General features: G+C 70.8%; 14 protein-coding genes. 9 read left to right on the plus strand and 5 right to left on the minus strand.

The window, feature by feature from the left end; all coding sequences use genetic code 11:
- Positions 1-71 precede the first annotated feature (71 nt).
- Positions 72-1,472, minus strand: coding sequence for a M24 family metallopeptidase (locus CHF15_RS41575; RefSeq protein WP_089229142.1), 1,401 nt, complete (start codon positions 1,470-1,472; stop codon positions 72-74).
- A 278-nt stretch (positions 1,473-1,750) separates the two neighbouring features.
- Here CHF15_RS41575 and CHF15_RS41580 point away from each other — a divergent pair, with 278 nt between their 5' ends.
- The 4 genes from CHF15_RS41580 to CHF15_RS41595 all read left to right on the plus strand — a co-directional run bounded on the left by CHF15_RS41580 (position 1,751) and on the right by CHF15_RS41595 (position 6,786).
- Positions 1,751-2,560, plus strand: a complete 810-nt coding sequence (locus CHF15_RS41580; RefSeq protein WP_089229143.1) for an SDR family NAD(P)-dependent oxidoreductase — start codon at positions 1,751-1,753, stop codon at positions 2,558-2,560.
- 117 nt (positions 2,561-2,677) lie between these two features.
- Positions 2,678-4,237: a Re/Si-specific NAD(P)(+) transhydrogenase subunit alpha gene (locus CHF15_RS41585; RefSeq protein WP_089229144.1), complete on the plus strand. Its 1,560-nt coding sequence runs from the start codon at positions 2,678-2,680 to the stop codon at positions 4,235-4,237.
- 23 nt (positions 4,238-4,260) lie between these two features.
- Positions 4,261-5,688: a Re/Si-specific NAD(P)(+) transhydrogenase subunit beta gene (pntB, locus tag CHF15_RS41590; protein WP_089229145.1), complete on the plus strand. Its 1,428-nt coding sequence runs from the start codon at positions 4,261-4,263 to the stop codon at positions 5,686-5,688.
- 33 nt (positions 5,689-5,721) lie between these two features.
- Entirely contained in the window at positions 5,722-6,786 is a 1,065-nt protein-coding gene (locus tag CHF15_RS41595) for a hypothetical protein (protein ID WP_089229146.1), read from the plus strand.
- A 67-nt stretch (positions 6,787-6,853) separates the two neighbouring features.
- Here the strand turns inward: CHF15_RS41595 and CHF15_RS41600 are convergent, their stop codons facing one another.
- From CHF15_RS41600 to CHF15_RS41610, 3 genes are all read right to left on the minus strand, one after another.
- Complete coding sequence (locus tag CHF15_RS41600) at positions 6,854-8,230, minus strand: NADP-dependent succinic semialdehyde dehydrogenase (protein ID WP_089229147.1); 1,377 nt, start codon at positions 8,228-8,230, stop codon at positions 6,854-6,856.
- 234 nt (positions 8,231-8,464) lie between these two features.
- Positions 8,465-9,148 carry a GntR family transcriptional regulator gene (locus CHF15_RS41605; RefSeq protein WP_089229148.1) on the minus strand — a complete coding sequence of 228 codons (684 nt, stop codon included), beginning with the start codon at positions 9,146-9,148 and terminating at the stop codon, positions 8,465-8,467.
- Positions 9,145-9,657 carry a VOC family protein gene (locus CHF15_RS41610; RefSeq protein ID WP_089229149.1) on the minus strand — a complete coding sequence of 171 codons (513 nt, stop codon included), beginning with the start codon at positions 9,655-9,657 and terminating at the stop codon, positions 9,145-9,147. The genes CHF15_RS41605 and CHF15_RS41610 overlap by 4 nt, the downstream gene beginning before the upstream one ends.
- 132 nt (positions 9,658-9,789) lie before the next feature.
- On the opposite strand from CHF15_RS41610, the gene CHF15_RS41615 reads away from it, so the two are divergent.
- From CHF15_RS41615 to CHF15_RS41630, 4 genes are all read left to right on the plus strand, one after another.
- Positions 9,790-11,979 carry an alpha-ketoacid dehydrogenase subunit alpha/beta gene (locus CHF15_RS41615; protein ID WP_089229150.1) on the plus strand — a complete coding sequence of 730 codons (2,190 nt, stop codon included), beginning with the start codon at positions 9,790-9,792 and terminating at the stop codon, positions 11,977-11,979.
- Positions 11,972-13,261, plus strand: a complete 1,290-nt coding sequence (locus tag CHF15_RS41620) for a dihydrolipoamide acetyltransferase family protein (RefSeq protein ID WP_089229151.1) — start codon at positions 11,972-11,974, stop codon at positions 13,259-13,261. The genes CHF15_RS41615 and CHF15_RS41620 overlap by 8 nt, the downstream gene beginning before the upstream one ends.
- Before the next feature lie 34 nt (positions 13,262-13,295).
- A complete protein-coding gene (gene lpdA, locus CHF15_RS41625) occupies positions 13,296-14,675 on the plus strand; it encodes a dihydrolipoyl dehydrogenase (RefSeq protein ID WP_089229152.1) in 1,380 nt (459 codons plus the stop codon).
- Positions 14,676-14,819: 144 nt separating this feature from the next.
- Positions 14,820-15,380, plus strand: coding sequence for a hypothetical protein (locus CHF15_RS41630; protein WP_143681760.1), 561 nt, complete (start codon positions 14,820-14,822; stop codon positions 15,378-15,380).
- A gap of 254 nt (positions 15,381-15,634) precedes the next feature.
- On the opposite strand, the gene CHF15_RS41640 is transcribed toward CHF15_RS41630, so the two are convergent.
- Positions 15,635-16,237, minus strand: a complete 603-nt coding sequence (locus tag CHF15_RS41640; protein WP_089229155.1) for a TetR/AcrR family transcriptional regulator — start codon at positions 16,235-16,237, stop codon at positions 15,635-15,637.
- 325 nt (positions 16,238-16,562) lie between these two features.
- On the opposite strand from CHF15_RS41640, the gene CHF15_RS41645 reads away from it, so the two are divergent.
- Positions 16,563-17,027 (plus strand): CoA transferase (locus CHF15_RS41645; RefSeq protein ID WP_179280223.1); only part of this gene is annotated, 465 nt, incomplete at its 3' end.

Raw genomic sequence — 17,027 nt, forward strand, 5'->3', positions numbered from 1 at the left:
GCGCCTTCCACCGCCCAGGGGGCGAGCGGAAGGCGCCGGCCGGTCGTGCGAGGTCATCCCCGCCCCTCCGGTCAGAGCCCGGCCGCCTCGTCCCGGCGCCCGGCCCGGGTCCCCGCGGGCGTGTTCAGGTGGGACTGCGAGTCGCGCTCGGTCGACAGCGGCCCCGAGACGGTGAAGTAGCGCTGCCCGGCGACGAGAAGCTCCTCCGCGGGGAACTTGGTGATGACCTCGCAGCCGTCCGCGGTCACCACGAGTTCCTCCTCGATCCGGGCCGCGCCCCAGCCGTCCTTCGACGGCCAGTAGGTCTCGAGCGCGAACACCATGCCCTCCTCGAGCACCTCGGGGTGCTCCAGGGACACCAGCCGGGAGAACACCGGCTTCTCCCAGATCGACAGCCCGACACCGTGGCCGTACTGGAGGGCGAACGCCGCCTCCTCGTCGGCGAACCCGAACTCCTGCGCCGTCGGCCACACCGACACGATGTCCGCTGTGGTGGCTCCGGGCCGGACGAGGCTGATCGCCTCGTCCATGTACTCGCGGCACCGGGTGTAGGCGTCGCGCTGGGCGGAGGAGGCGCTGCCGACCGCGAACGTGCGGTAGTAGCAGGTGCGATAGCCGTTGTAGCTGTGCAGGATGTCGAAGAACGCCGGGTCCCCGGGCCGCACGATGCGGTCCGAGAAGACATGGGGGTGCGGCGCGCACCGCTCCCCGGAGATCGCGTTGACGCCTTCGACGTACTCCGAGCCGAGGTCGTAGAGGGTCTTGGCCACCACGCCCACGCACTCGTTCTCCCGCACACCCGGCCGGAGGAACTCGTAGAGGTTCTCGTAGGCGGCGTCGACCATCGAGCAGGCGTGGGTGAGCAGATGGATCTCGTCGCGGGTCTTGATGCGCCGGGCCTCCAGGAACACCTGCTGGCCGTCCACCACCGTGACGCCCGCGTCCTGCAGGGCCTTCAGAACCGGGAGCTCGATCACGTCGACGCCCAGCGGCTCACCGAGGAGCCCGTAGAGCTCGAGCTCGTGCTTGATCTTCCGGGCGACGGAGTCGGCCATCCCGACCAGGGGGTTGATGGCGCCGCGCAACGTGGAGATGCCGGCGCGGGCGCCGCTCGGGTTGCGGGCGTCGGCTCCGTGGTGGGCTCCGTGCGGATCGCCGTCCGAGTGGGCCTTCGAGTAGTCCAGCCACGGGTTGTACAGCTGGTGGTGCCTGGCGGCCGAGCCGAAGTCCCAGACGATCGGCTCGCCTCCCCTGACCAGCAGGGAGAACCGGATCATCTTGTCGATGCCCCAGGTGCCGATGTGGGTCGAGGTCATGTAGCGGATGTTCGCGAAGTCGAAGGCCAGGACGGCGCCGAGGTCGGACTGCTCCAACGACGCGCGCAGACGTGCCAGCCGCTCGTCGCGGAGCCTGTCCATGTCGATGCGGGTTTCCCAGTCGACCGCGTTCGGTCCAAATGTCGGAATCGCCATCACAAGTCCTTTGCCATGCGGAAGTCGCGGGTAGGGGAGACACATGCGCACCACCGGTGACGGTTCGGTGCGCGCACCCGTGGGGGACCCGGCGGTCCCTCGCCTCGGAGCAGGCTGCGCACAGCTCAGGGTGCACCCCGCCCCGTTATCCGGCCGGAAGCCGCCGGCCGGCCCGGCGGCCCGCCTGTGAACCCCGCGTTACCCGCGCTTGCCGCGGGCTCGGCGCCTCGGATCGACTCTTCGCGGAAGCAACGAAGCGCTGACTGGAGGGACCGAACATGGCTGCAGGTTGGAACTTGGAGGGCCGCACGGCTTTCGTGACCGGTGGTAGCCGAGGCCTGGGCTACGCCATCGCACAGGCGCTCCTCGAGCGCGGTGCCAAGGTGGCGATCGCAGCCAGGGACGAAGCGGCCGTCAAGGCGGCGGCAGGCCGTCTCACCGCCGGAGGCCGCGCGGAGGACGTGCTCCCCGTCGTCGCGGACGTCACCGACGCGGAGTCCGTCAACAGCGCGCTGGCGACGGTTCACGCGTGGCAGGGCAGCCTCGACATCGTCGTGAACAACGCGGGTCCGCAGCTCGCCCCCTCCCCCCTGGACAAGGCCGACGAGCAGATCGTCGCGGGCGCCTTCGACACGAAGCTGATCGGGTTCCTCCGTGTCGCGCAGGCCGCCCTCCCGTTCCTGAGCCGGACCGGCAGCGGCAGCATCGTCAACGTCGTCGGCGCGACCGCGCACGCGGTGATCCCGAACACCGGCCCCACGGCCATCGTGAACGCGGGCGTGGTCGCCCTCACGAGCTACCTGGCGACCGAGGCGGCGTCGAGCAACATCCGGGTCAACGCCATCTCCCCGGGGATGACGAAGACCGAGGGGTGGCTCACCAAGACCGAGGCCATGGGCGCGCAGCAGGGCAAGAGCGCCGAAGAGGTCCGGGCCGGCATGGTGCAGGGGCTCGGCATCCGGCTCAACCGCTGGGCCGAGCCCACCGAGATCGGGGCCGCGGCGGCGTTCCTGGCGTCCGACGACGCCTCCTACGTGACCGGCCAGGTGCTGCGCGTCGACGGCGGGCTGTCGAAGCCCGTCGCCTGATCGCAGGTCCCCGGGCAGACGCCATCCAAGGCCTCCGTCGCCTTGGATGGCGTTCCTGTCGGGCGCACCCGGCTGCCCGCCGCGTGCTCTGCACCATCGACACCCTGGAGTTGGGGAATGCTGATCGGAATCGTGAGCGAAGCCCGCCGTGGCGAGACGCGCGTTGCCGCGACTCCCGCCACGGTGGTCCAGCTGGTCAAGCTGGGATACGAGGTCGTGGTGGAGCCGGGTGCGGGGGCGCTGTCGAGTTTCCCGGACGAGGCGTACACCGGTGCCGGTGCCAGGCTGGGTGACCCGCTGGCGGCGGACGTCGTGCTCGGTGTGAACGCCCTCTCGACGGAGCAGCTGGACGGGCTGAAGCCGGGAGCGACGGTCGTGGGCGTCATGAGCCCGGCGTTCGATCCCGCGCTGGTGGAGGACCTGGCGCGGCGGCCGATCACGGCGCTGGCGATGGACGCGGTGCCCCGTATCTCGCGGGCTCAGTCGCTGGACGTGCTGTCGTCGATGGCGAACATCGCCGGCTACCGGGCGGTGGTGGAGGCCGCGCATGCCTTCGGCCGCTTCTTCACCGGGCAGGTGACGGCGGCCGGCAAGGTGCCGCCGGCGAAGGTGCTGGTCTGCGGTGCGGGGGTGGCGGGACTGGCCGCGATCGGCGCCGCGGGAAGCCTGGGGGCCGTCGTGTACGCCACCGACCCGCGCCCCGAGGTCGCCGACCAGGTCAGGTCGCTGGGCGGCGAGTACCTCTCGGTCGAGGTCGAGGACGCCGGCGAGGTGGAGGTCTCGGCGACGGGATACGCCAAGGAGATGTCGCAGGACTACAACGCCCGCGCGGCGCAGCTGTACACGGACCGGATCACCGAGATGGACATCGTGATCACGACCGCCCTGATTCCGGGCCGTCCGGCGCCGACGCTGATCACCGCGGAGATGGTGGCGTCGATGAGGTCCGGCAGCGTGATCGTGGACCTGGCCGCCGCGAACGGCGGCAACGTCGAGGGCACGGTCAGGGACCGGGCGGTGGTCACGGACAACGGTGTGACGATCATCGGCTACACCGACCTGCCCGGGCGGCTGCCCGCGCAGGCGTCCCAGCTGTACGGCACCAACCTGGTCAACCTGATGAAGCTGATGACGCCGGCCAAGGACGGCCGGCTGGTGCTGGACTTCGACGACGTGGTGCAGCGGTCGATGACCGTGGTCCGCGACGGCGAGTCGACCTGGCCGCCACCGCCGGTCCAGGTGTCCGCCGCTCCGGCGGCCGCCCCCGCCTCCGTGTCCCCGGGTGCGAAGCCCGCCGGCTCCCCGTCAGCGCCGCCGGTGTCGACGCGGCGCCGGTTCGCCGCGGTCGGGGTCGGCGCGATCACGCTGTTCCTGCTCGCGGCCCTGTCCCCGCCGGCGCTGCTGGGACACCTGACGGTGTTCGCGCTGGCGATCGTGATCGGCTACTACGTGATCGGGCAGGTGCACCACGCCCTGCACACACCGCTGATGAGCGTCACCAACGCGATCTCGGGAATCATCGTGGTCGGCGCCCTGATGCAGATCGGTCACGGTGAGGCCCCCAACGGCCGGGCGGTCACGGCACTCGCGACGCTCGCGATCCTGCTGGCCTCGGTCAACATCTTCGGTGGCTTCGCGGTGACCCGCCGGATGCTCTCCATGTTCTCGAGAAGCTGAGGGGCTCTGCCATGTCTGATCTGATGACTGTCGGGACAGGGGCGGCGGCCGCCTACATCGTCGCGGCGCTGCTCTTCATCCTGGCGCTGGCCGGGCTGTCGCACCACGAGTCCGCCAAGGCCGGCAAGACCTTCGGCGTCGGCGGCATGGCGGTGGCCCTGACCGCGACGATCGTGCTCGCGATCGACCACGGCATCTCCGGAGCCGGTCTGGCGCTGATGATCGGCGCCGTGGCGGTCGGTGCCGCGATCGGGCTGTGGCGGGCCCGGGTCGTGGAGATGACCGGGATGCCCGAACTGATCGCCCTGCTGCACTCCTTCGTGGGTCTGGCGGCGGTACTGGTGGGCTGGAACGGCTACCTGCACGTGGAGGCCGCCCTGGACGGCCCGGGCAGTGCCGAGGCCGCGGCGCTGCGGGCCCAGGACCTGCTCGGGATCCATTCCGCCGAGGTGTTCATCGGCGTCTTCATCGGCGCGGTCACCTTCACCGGCTCGGTCGTGGCGTTCCTCAAGCTCTCGGCGCGGATCAGGTCGGCGCCGCTGATGCTCCCCGGCAAGAACCAGCTCAACCTCGCGGCCCTCGGCGCGTTCGCCGTGCTCACCACATGGTTCGTGATCGACCCGGCGCTGTGGCTGCTGGTGGCGGTCACGATCGTAGCCCTGGCCCTGGGATGGCACCTGGTCGCCTCGATCGGCGGCGGTGACATGCCGGTCGTCGTGTCGATGCTGAACTCCTACTCCGGCTGGGCGGCCGCGGCTTCGGGATTCCTGCTGGAGAACGACCTCCTGATCATCACCGGCGCCCTGGTCGGCTCCTCCGGTGCCTATCTGTCCTCCGTCATGTGCAAGGCGATGAACCGGTCCTTCATCTCCGTGATCGCCGGCGGGTTCGGTATCGAGGCCGGCCCGGCCGACGACAGGGACTACGGAGAACACCGCGAGATCACCGCCGAGGGCGTCGCCGAACTCCTCGGAACGGCCGACTCGGTGATCATCACCCCCGGCTACGGCATGGCCGTGGCTCAGGCCCAGTACGGCGTCGCCGAGTTGACCCGCAAGCTCAGGGACCGGGGCGTCAAGGTCCGCTTCGGCATCCACCCGGTCGCGGGCCGGCTGCCCGGACACATGAACGTCCTGCTCGCCGAGGCCAAGGTCCCCTACGACATCGTCCTGGAGATGGACGAGGTCAACGACGACTTCGACGGGACCTCCGTCGTCCTGGTCATCGGCGCCAACGACACCGTCAACCCCGCGGCGGCCGAGGACCCGGGCTCGCCCATCGCCGGCATGCCGGTCCTCCAGGTCTGGAACGCCGAGAACGTCATCGTCTTCAAGCGCTCCATGGCCTCCGGTTACGCCGGCGTTCAGAACCCCCTCTTCTACCGCGACAACTCCGCCATGCTCTTCGGTGACGCCAAGGAGCGCGTCGACGACATCCTCCGGGTCCTGTGACCCGTTGTCGGTGGGACCCGTTACCTTCGGGGCATGTCGATCACCGCACAACTGCGCGATTCGGTGGGGCTGCCGGGTGGGGGCGCCCTCGTCCACGGCTTCGCGCTGGACAGCCGCGGGGGCGGTGCGTGCCGCGTCCTCCTCGGCGACGGGCGCGAGCTGGCGGTCCACGACCTGGACGAGTTGTTCGCGGGTGAGCGTGCGCCGAGCGCCGTGTTTCCCCTTCCCTGGCCGGGCTGGGACCGCGGCGTCCACTCGGTGAGTCCCGACGGCACGTTCGCGGTGTTCTCGGGCCAGCGTGCGGTACGGGCCGTGGGCAGGGGCGGCGAGACGCTGTGGGAGTACCGGCACGCCTGCTGGGGGCCGGCGATCGGCCACCCGCACACGGGGGACGAGCAGGAGGTGTGCCCCGGTAACGAGCACGGCTCCTGCCGGGTCTCGGAGGACGGCCGGTTCGTCTGGGCGCACGTCGTGGTCGAGCCGGCGGACGACGAGTGGGAGGAGCGCTGGGTCGTCCTGGACGCCCGGGACGGACGGGAGCTGGCCCGGCTGCCGCTGGACAGTGCGGCATCCGGTTCGCACCAGCTGTCCCACCCCGATGGTGTCCACATGGGTCTGTGCATCGGCATGGGCCAGGACGGCGTTCTGCTGCACTGGGCGCGCCAGGACGGCGGCGAGCTGACCGGCTGGGACCTGAACGAGGGCATGGACCGCATCCTGATGGACGTCCATGAGGGGCACCCGGGCTTCCTGACCGTCGAGCACAGCGGATGGAACCTTCAGGTGCACGCTCTGGACGGCACCGTGCTCGCGGAGATGTCGCCCGAGTCGGCCGACGACGAGGACCCGCCCCGCTGGGACTACGGCTGCGGCTTCGTGGACGCCGACACGGTCATCGCCTCGACGACCGACTCCGCCGAGGAACCCGAACAGGCCCGCCACTGGCTGCTCCACGCCCGCACCCTGGAGATACGCGGGGCGGTCGCGTATCCCACGGGCCCCGTCGACGGCTATGTGCGTCCGCTCGGCGACGGGACCTGGCTCACCTGGGACGACAAGAGCGGGACGCTGAACCGCTGGGCGGCGACGACACTTTGAGCGCGCACGGCCAGGGCGCACGCCGAACGGCGTGCGCCCTGGCCGTGGTGCGCGGGAGCGGCTTCCGTCAGCCCTTCCAGACCGTCTTGAGGTTGCAGAACTCCCGGATGCCCTCCGCGGCGAGCTCGCGCCCGATGCCCGAGTCCTTCACGCCGCCGAACGGCAGCTCGGGGTAGGAGACGCTCATGCCGTTGACGAAGACGGCGCCCGCCTCGAGCCGCGGGATCAGGAACCGCTCCTCGTCGGGGTCGGTGGTCCACACCGACGAGCTGAGGCCGAAGGCCGTGTCGTTGGCGAGTGCCGCGGCCTGTTCGATGTCGTCGACCCGGTGCACCACGGCCAGCGGACCGAAGGCCTCCTCCCCGTACACCCGCATGTCGCAGGTGACCTCCTCCAGCACCGTCGGCTCGAAGAACCACCCCCCGGTACCGACCGCCGACCCGCCGCACCGCAGGACGGCACCCTTCGAGACGGCGTCGTCGACCAGTTCGGCGAGCTCGCGCCGGCCCGACTCCGTGGCGATCGGCCCGATCTCGGTGTCCTCGTCGAGCGGGTCGCCGACGGTCAGGGCCTTCGTGCCCGCGACGAAGGCCTCGACGAACTCCTCGTACACCTCGGAGTGGACGATGAACCGCTTGGCCGCGATGCACGACTGACCGTTGTTCATCGTGCGGGCGCTCACGGCGGTCCGGGCCGCGGCGCGAACATCGGCGGAGGGCAGCACGATGAACGGGTCGGACCCGCCCAGCTCCAGCACGGCCTTCTTCACCTCCGAGCCCGCGATTGCCGCGATGGACCGTCCGGCCGGCTCGGATCCGGTCAGCGTCACGGCGGCGACGCGCCGGTCGCGGAGAACGGCCTCGACGTCCGCCGCTCCGATCAGGAGCGCCTGGAACGACCCGACGGGGAAGCCGGCGCGTTCGAAGAGCGTGTCGAGGTACAGCGCGGACTGCGGGACGTTCGAGGCGTGCTTGAGCAGGCCCACGTTGCCGGCCATCAGCGCCGGCGCGGCGAAGCGGATCACCTGCCACATCGGGTAGTTCCAAGGCATCACGGCGAGAACGACGCCGAGGGGCTCGTAGGAGGTGTAGGCGGCCGAGGCCTTGACCGTTCCCGGGTCGGCGAGCGGCTGGTCGGCCAGCAGGGTCTCGGCGTTGTCGGCGTAGAATCGCATCGCCTGGGCGCACTTGAGGACTTCCGCACGGGCCTGCGTGATCGGCTTGCCCATCTCGATGGTGAGCATGGGCGCCGCCAGGTCCACCTCGGCCTCGACCAGGTCCGCGGCCGCCCGCATCCACCGGGCGCGCGTGTCGAAATCGGTCGCCCGGAGCGTCGCGGCCGCGGCGTGTGCTCGCACCAGCCGCTGCTCGACCTGTTGCTCCGTGAGGGGGGCGAACTCCTCGACGAGCTCACCCGTAGCGGGATTGACGGTGGCTATGGGCACGGTGCTCTCCTCGTGGTGTGGGCATCCAAGAGCTGGATTGGATCCACTGTAGGCCTCGTCGGGATGGCATGCCAGGGGTGTTGGGGTGCGCGAGCGCTTCATCACATCAAGTTGGATACATTCGCAACGGGCATCCCTGTGCGGGACCCGGAGTCGGGAACGCGCGGCCGAGCGGGCCCCGGCGCGGGGCGGGACGCCGTTTCGCTCCCCGGGAGCTCCGGCGTCCCGCGCGCGTCAGTGCTTGTCGGTGAAGAGTTCCGGGTGCGCCGTGAGTTCGACCCGCGTGCGACGGATGTGCCCGGTCAGGTACCGTTCGCCGTCCTCGGGATCGCGGCGCCGCACGGCGTCGAGGATCAGCCGGTGTTCGGCGTTGACGATGGCGCCCCGGTCGGGGTCGGTGAGCACCATGAACGCACGGCGGTAGTGCTGGGTGGAGTTCCAGAGCCGCTCGGTGATGGCCAGCAGGTGCTCGCTGGGGCACCCCGCGTAGGTGGTCATGTGGAACTCGCGGTCCAGGAGCAGGAACCGGTTGACGTCGCTCTGGCTCTCGATCTCGTCCTGGAGTTGCTCCAGGCGGTCGATGTGCTGATCGGCGAGATGGGGGAGGCTCTCGATCAGGGTCAGCGGCTCGAGGCGCTCGCGCATCCGGTAGTAGGTGTTGACCTCCTGGAGGCTGAGCATCGGAACCCGCGAGCCCCGGTTGGGGAACGACTCCGCGAGGCCGTCGGACTCCAGGATCCTCAGCGCTTCGCGGACCGGGATCCGGCTCGTGCCCAGGCGCGCCGCGATGTCGTCCTGCCGCAGCCAGGTGCCGGGTGTCAGTTCGCCGGCCAGGATCTCCTCACGGAGGATGCCCGCGATGTGCCGGCTCCTGACGCTGTCCGACCCGCGCGGATCGCGAGCGTGCGCGGGGGTCAAGAGCGGTCACCTCTGAACTGTGACGGGTCGCGGTGGAAGGCCTTCCCCTCAGGATACGACACCAGCTCGAACTGCATTCCCCATGGTGAGAGGAAGTAGACCCACCGCTGACCTTCCGAAGGACCGGCGCTGGAGGTGGGATCGCCGAGTACGGGAACGCCCCGCGCCCGCAGGAACGACACGGCCTCGTCGAGGTCTTCGACGTACAGCGCGACATGGTGTCCGCCGACGTCGCTGTTGCGCGGGACGGTCTGCCGCTGCGCGTCCGCCTGGTACGCGAAGACCTCGAACACCGCCTGCTCACCGCACCGGTAGAAGCTCAGCCGGCGCATGACCGTGCGCGGGTCCACGTTCAGGTGCTCCGACATCCAGTCGTCGCTCGCGCTGAGCGGGCCGATCGAGTACAGGTACTCGCACCCCAGGACGTCCACGAGCCATGCGTGCGCCTGGTCCAGGTCCGGCACCGTGAAGCCGATGTGATCCAGGCGTGTGAGGCCGGGCAGAGTCATGATCTTCCTCCTTTGGATCCGAATGATGCTCCATGGTCGCGTCGATGCCGCAATCTGTCGAGTGGAACCTTGTAATTGGATCCAACCGTGTGGCAGGGTCGATGCACTCCGGTCGATCGAAGGGGGCACTCGATGCCTGCGGAAAACACACTCGAAGCGAAGGCCGCGTGGTCGGAGTTCGTCGTCACGCAGGACGACTGGGACGCCGCGGCCCCGGACCTCCTGACGGGCATGTTCAGCCAGCTGGTGCTGATCCGGGCCTTCGAGGAGTACGTCCTGGAGCTCGCCGCCGACGGACTCATCCACGGCCCGGCGCACTCCAGCATCGGCCAGGAGGGCGGCGCCGTCGGCGCGTGCTTCGCCCTGACGTCGCAGGACACCGTGAACGGCTCGCATCGCGGCCATCACCAGTTCCTCGCCAAGGTGCTCGCCCATCTGCATCCCGAGGGCATCGAGCCGACCAAGCCGTTCCCCGAGGACGTGCAGGACGTGCTGCTGCGTTGTCTGCGCGAGATATGCGGACTCGACCGGGGGTTCAGCCACGGCCGGGGCGGGAGCATGCACCTGCAGTGGCACGAGGCCGGCGCGATCGGGACGAACGCGATCGTCGGCGGCGGGGTACCGCTCGCGGCCGGATCCGCCTACGCCCACAAGGAGTCCGGAACCGAGGCGGTGACCTTCACGTTCTTCGGCGACGGTGCGATCAACATCGGATCCACGCTGGAGACCCTCAATCTCGCGGCTGCGTGGTCGCTGCCCCTGTGCTTCTTCGTCGAGAACAACCTGTACGCCGTCTCCACCCACGTCTCCGAAGTCACCGCAGAGCCACGGCTGTCCGGCCGCGGCCCGGGCTTCGGCATCCGGAGCTGGAAGGTCGACGGCATGGATCCGCTGGCCGTGTACCTCGTGACGCAGCAGGCCCTCACGCACATGCGGGGCGGCGGCGGCCCGACGATGATCGAGGCCGACGTCTACCGCTACTTCCACCAGAACGGTCCCTTCGCCGGTTCGGCGTTCCGGTACCGGACCAAGGAGGAGGAGGCGCAGTGGCGTTCCCGCGACCCCATCGACACCGTGGTGCGGCACCTGGTGCGACGCAGGATCCTCACCAAGAAGGCGGTCACGGAGACGATCCAGCGCGCCAAGGGGCTGATGTCCGAACTCGGCGACGTCATCCTGGAACCGCGGCCGGGCGGCAAGCCCGGTGAGCGCCGCATCGCGCCCTCGGAGTGGCCGGACCCGGCATTCGTCGACCAGGGCGTCAGGGGGGATCTGTCGGAGCTGGCCGCGATCGAGTTCACCGACACCGGGGACTTCGCCGACGACCTGACCGACGTCAAGTTCATCGGCGCCGTGGCCGCGGTGATGGGGCGCCGGCTGGAGACCGACCCTCGGGTGGTGGTGATGGGGGAGGACGTGCACCGGCTCAACGGCGGCACCAACGGCGCCACCCGCGGACTGAGCGAGGCGTTTCCCGGCCGTGTGATCGGGACGCCGATCTCGGAGAACGCGTTCGCCGGCCTCGGCGGCGGACTGGCGCTGGACGGCCGGTACCGCCCGATCGTCGAGTTCATGTACGCCGACTTCATGTGGGTCGCTGCGGACCAGCTGTTCAACCAGATCGGGAAGGCGCGCCACATGTTCGGCGGTGAGGGCAAGGTGCCGTTCGTCCTGCGCAGCAAGGTCGCCACCGGCACCGGGTACGGATCGCAGCACTCGATGGACCCGGCCGGCGTGTTCGCCACGGCGCCGGGCTGGCGGATCGTCGCGCCGTCGACCCCCTTCGACTACGTCGGCCTGATGAACACGGCCCTGGCCTGCGACGACCCGGTCGTGGTCCTCGAGCACGTCGATCTGTACAACTCGACCGGCCCGGGACTGCCGGACAACCTCGACCACCACCTGCCGGTCGGCAAGGCCGCCGTACGCCGTGAGGGCTCGGCCCTGACCATCCTCACCTATCTCGCGATGACGCCGGCCGTCCTGGACGCCGTCGAGGAGACCGGAGTGGACGCCGAGGTCGTCGACCTGCGCTGGCTGGACCGTGCCAGCCTGGACTGGGACACGATCACGCGATCCGTGCAGAAGACCAACAACGTGCTCATCGCCGAGCAGGGAGCCCTCGGCACCTCCTACGGCGGCTGGCTCGCGGACGAGATCCAGCGAAGGCTGTTCGACTGGCTCGACGCCCCGATCGAGCGCGTGACGGGCGGCGAGGCGTCGCCCAGCATCAGCAAGGTGCTGGAGCGTGCCGCGTTCGCCTCCACGGAGGAAGTCGTCGCCAAGCTCCGCCGGATCGCCCAGGAGCAGAACCATGGCTGAGCTGCTGCGCATGCCCGAGATCGCCGCCAACACCGAGGAGGCGATCCTGGAGTCCTGGAACGTCGGTGTCAACGTCCCCTACGCGGCCGGAGATCCGATCGTCACGGTGGAGACCGAGAAGGCCGTCGTCGAGGTGGAGGCCGAGAGCGAGGGAGTGCTCCTGCGCCTCCTGGTGGAGGCCGGCACGAAAGTCGAGGTGGGCACGCCGATCGCGGTCTGGGGGGCGCCGGACGAGCCGGTGTCCGCGGTGGACGACCTGGTGGCTTCGCTGGGTACCGGAACGGCCCCGGTACCGGCTTCCCCGGGGCCGGCGTCCCCGGGGCCGGCGGCGGAAGAGCCCGCGGCGCAGGCCGCCGACGGGGCCGCACGGGGCGGGGCCGCACGCGCCGGCGGCGGGCGCCTCTTCGCCAGCCCGCTGGCGCGACGTCGCGCACGCGAGCTCGACGTCGACCTGAACTCCGTGACGGGGAGCGGTCCGCGGGGAAGGATCCGGCGCTCCGACGTCGAGGCCGCCGCCGCCCGGCCGGCCCGGCAGGAGCAGGTGGCGGCCCCGGTGGACGCCGGGGCGCAGGGCGGGACACGTACGGCTCCGGCAACCGGCGCACGCTTCGTGGACGTGCCCACTACGCGGATGCGGGCCGCCATCGCCCGCCGGCTGACGGAGAGCAAGCGGAACACGCCGCACTTCTACGTGCGCGGCAGCGCACGCGTCGACGCGCTGCTCACTCTGCGGCAGCAGATCAACGCCGGGCAGGGCGTGCGGGTGTCGATCAACGACCTGCTGGTCAAGGCGATCGCGTCCGCGCACACGGGCGTCCCCGCGATGAACGTCCAGTGGAACGACACCTCGATCCGGCACTTCTCGGACGTCGACATCGCCGTGGCCGTCGCCACCGACGGCGGTCTGGTCACCCCGGTGATCCGCGGTGTGGACTCCCTGTCGACGAGCGGCGTCGCCACGGCGACGAAGGACCTCATCGCCCGCGCCAAGGAGCGCCGGCTCCGGCAGGACGAACTGGAGGGCGGCGCGATCACGATCACGAACCTCGGCATGTACGGCACCGAGGACTTCGCGGCGATCATCAACCCGCCGCAGGCGGCGATCCTGGCCGTCGGCGCGGTGCGGCAGGAGCCGGTCGTCGAGGACGGCGCGGTCGACATCGCGTCCGTACTGCGGCTGACCCTGGCCGTCGACCACAGGGCGGTGGACGGCGCCGTCGCGGCCGAGTGGCTGAGGGAGTTCGTGGACGTGCTCGAACACCCCCTCCGGATCCTGCTGTGAACACCGGCGAACGCGAGGCGAAGGAGAACGCAGCATGACCGAGAGCACTTTCGACCTCGTGGTCCTCGGCGGCGGGTCGGGCGGTTACGCCGCCGCGCTCCGCGGCGCGGAACTGGGGTTCAGCGTCGCCCTCGTCGAGGAGGACAGGCTCGGCGGAACGTGCCTGCACAGCGGCTGCATCCCGACCAAGGCCCTGCTGCACGCCGCCGAGGTCGCCGAACTGTCGCGGCACGCCGCGTCGATCGGCGTCCGTGCCTCCTTCGAGGGCATCGACCTGCCCGGCGTGTACGCCTATCGCGACGGCGTCGTGGACCGCCTGTACAAGGGGCTGCAGGGACTGGTCGCCGCCCATGACGTGACCTTGGTCCGGGGGCGCGGGCACCTGGTGTCGCCGTCGGCCGTGCGGGTCGGCGAGGTCGTCCACTCCGCGGCGGTGGCCGTGGTCCTGGCCACCGGGTCCGTCGCCCGGAGCCTGCCCGGACTCGACTTCGGCGGACGGGTCCTCTCGTCGACGCAGGCGCTCTCCCTGCCGGAGCTTCCGCGCAGCGCGATCATCCTCGGCGGCGGCGTCATCGGTGTCGAGTTCGCGAGCCTGTGGCGCTCGTTCGGCGTCGACGTCACCATCGTCGAGGCGCTCCCGGGCCTGGTCCCGAACGAGGACCGCTCCTGCGGCAGGGCCCTGGAACGCGCCTTCCGCCGACGCGGGATCACGGTCCGCACCGGCGTCCGGGTCGCCGCCGTCGAGCAGGACGCGAAGGGGGTCTCGGTCGCACTCGCGGAGGGCGAGCCTCTGGAGGCCGACGTCCTGCTGGTCGCCGTCGGCCGGGGGCCCCGCACGGCCGGCATGGGATTCGAGGAGGCCGGTGTGACGCTGGACCGCGGATTCGTCGAGGTCGACGCCGCCCTGCGCACCCGGGTGCCCGGTGTCTACGCCGTCGGGGACGTCGTCGAGGGTCTCCAACTCGCCCATCGCGGCTTCCAGCAGGGAATCTTCGTCGCGGAGGAGATCGCCGGTCTGGCCCCGGCACCGGTTCCCGAAGCCCACATCCCCCGCGTCACCTACTCCGACCCGGAGGTCGCGTCGGTCGGTCTGACGCAGGCGCAGGCCGAGGAGCGGCTCGGTGCCGGCCGGGTGGAGTGCGTCGAGTACAACCTGGCCGGCAACGGCAAGAGCCAGATCATCGGTGCGTCCGGCTTCGTGAAGCTGGTTCGTGAGAAGGACGGCCCGGTGGTGGGCGTCCACATGGTCGGGGCGAGGGTGGGCGAACTCATCGCGGAGGCACAGCTCGCGGTCGCCTGGGAAGCCCATCCGGGCGATGTCGCCCCGCTCGTGCACGCGCACCCGACCCAGAACGAGGCTCTGGGGGAGGCGTTCCTCGCCCTCGCGGGCAAGCCGTTGCACACGCACCGCTGAGTCCGGGGCCGCCCGCGACCGGGCCGGCGCGCCGTCGGGCGGGGCGCCGGGCCCGGCCCGGCGGTGAGCGGCGCCCGGAACACCACGCCCTTCCCGGGCAGACCACCCGCGCCCCGGGACGACGCTTCCCCCAGGTGGTCCACCATGGTCTCGCACGCCCCACCGCCGCCTCCGGACGGCGCGAACGCCGCCCGCGGGGCCGGGAACTGGCTGCGCAGCGGGCGCGGCGGCCGGCTCTCCTCACGTATGCCGCTGCACCTCACGCAAGCGTTCCTCGTCGGCGGCACCGGAGGGCCGGCAGGGGGAGTGGTGCGCTTTCGGATGTCCGGCGGCGACGATCCCGGCCGCCCGCGGCGCTCCGCGTGGCGCCGGACCGAGCTGGGACGCCAACTCGGCGGATCCGGCGGGGAGCTGCGGCTGGTCCGGCCCCGCGACGACACCGGCATCCGGCGGGCCCTCATCGCGATGCTCACACTCAACGGCGTCACCGACGTCGCCGCCCTGGTCCGGCTGGATGTCGCCGGAATGTCGGCGCCGGGCGCGGGGCCGGGCGCGGGGCAGTCAACGGGCCATGCCGTGACCGTCGGTGTCGACGTGCGGTTCTGGGCGGGTCTGTGGAACCTGGCCGTGCCGGAGGGCACGCGCTGCCAGGTGTATCTGGAGGGCCGGGTCCGCGTGCTGCCCGACTGGCCGTTGCCGCACTGAGCGGAGCAGCGCGGGCGCCGCGGTGGAGTCGGCGGCCTTCGGCATAGGCCTGACGGCCGTCGTCCTGGGCCGCCGGACTCCCGCCGTCGCGCACGGCCCGTCCGGGACGGGCGGGACCGCGACCGCCGCCCTGGAGCCGGACCCCGGCGGATACCCCGCGTCGCCTTCACCGGCGCCGGCGGGGGCCCGCCCGTACCCGCACGGCCGGCACGCGGCGGAGCGCTGAGGGCGGTCGCGGCGGACGCACGCCGGTGTCAGGACGCGGCCGATTCGGGCCACAGGGCTCGCAGGGCCCCGGGAACCCCCTCCAGGGCCTTGGAGTCGCCCATGGCCAACTGGAGGATGTAGCCGGGCAGGGTGCAGATGAGCGCGGCACCGATGGCCTCGGGGGAGGCCTCGCGGGTGAGGGTGCCGCTCTGCTGGTGCTCGCGGATGACCTCGGTGAGAGCCGAGCGCATCTGGGCCAGCAGGTCGTTGAACTGCGCGGCCAGCGAGGGGTTCCGCAGGGACTCGGACCAGGCGAGCACGGAGAGGCCCGCGATGTTCTGCTCGGCGGTCTTGGCCTTCACGATGTCGAAGACATCGGCCATCAGGTCCCCGACGGAACTGCTGGGCCGATCCTTGGCGACGCTGTGGACCATCGCGAGGACGTCGCGCATGCTCTCCTCCACGATCGCCGTGATCATCTCGTTCTTGCTGGGGAAGTGCCGGTAGACCGCGCCCGCCGAGAGGCCCGCCTCCGCGAAGAGGTCCTGCATGGACGTCGAATGGAATCCGTCCCGCAGGAAGCAGCGGCGGGCCGCGTCCAGGATCTGCCTGCGGCGGGCCTCCATGTACTCCGGCGTGACCTTCGGCATGGATCCATCCTCTGCTTAAAAAACGAATCTTCGTGTTAACTTAGCATGACGCCGATGGGCGTCGGCGGGCGTCGGGAAGTGCCGCGCCGAGGCTCGTGCACCGGCGCTTCGGCCCTCCCGCGGGACTCCGCGTGGACCCGGTCGGCCGGTACGCGGCGCCGCGGCTCGCCTCTCGCGCACAGCCTCCCTGGCGAATTCTTTTCCCGACCGCTCTGGACATCCACCGCGTCTGCCGCAACCATGGTTACTCCATACGGTATGCAATCTGCAGTATGGGATCTCGACGTACCACTCCTGACCCGGCGTTGGATGTGAGGTGGCCGTTGTGACGAAGGCTTTGGAGGGTGTTCGTGTTCTGGACATGACGCATGTCCAGTCGGGTCCGTCGGCGACGCAGTTGCTGGCGTGGCTGGGTGCGGACGTGGTGAAGCTGGAGGCGCCCGGGGGTGACATCACCCGGCGTCAGCTGCGGGACGTGCCCGGGGTGGACAGCCTGTACTTCACGATGCTCAACGCGAACAAGCGGAGCATCACGCTGAACACCAAGACCCCGCGCGGACGGGAGATCCTGACCGACCTGATCGCCCGCAGCGACGTGATGGTCGAGAACTTCGGCCCCGGCGCGATCGACCGGATGGGCTTCACCTGGGAACGCATCCAGGAGATCAACCCCCGCATCGTGTACGCCTCGATCAAGGGCTTCGGGGACGGCCCCTACACCGCGTTCAAGGCCTACGAGGTCGTCGCGCAGGCCATGGGCGGCTCGATGGCCACCACCGGCTTCGAAGGC

The organism is Actinacidiphila glaucinigra (assembly GCF_900188405.1).
Taxonomy (GTDB): domain Bacteria; phylum Actinomycetota; class Actinomycetes; order Streptomycetales; family Streptomycetaceae; genus Actinacidiphila; species Actinacidiphila glaucinigra.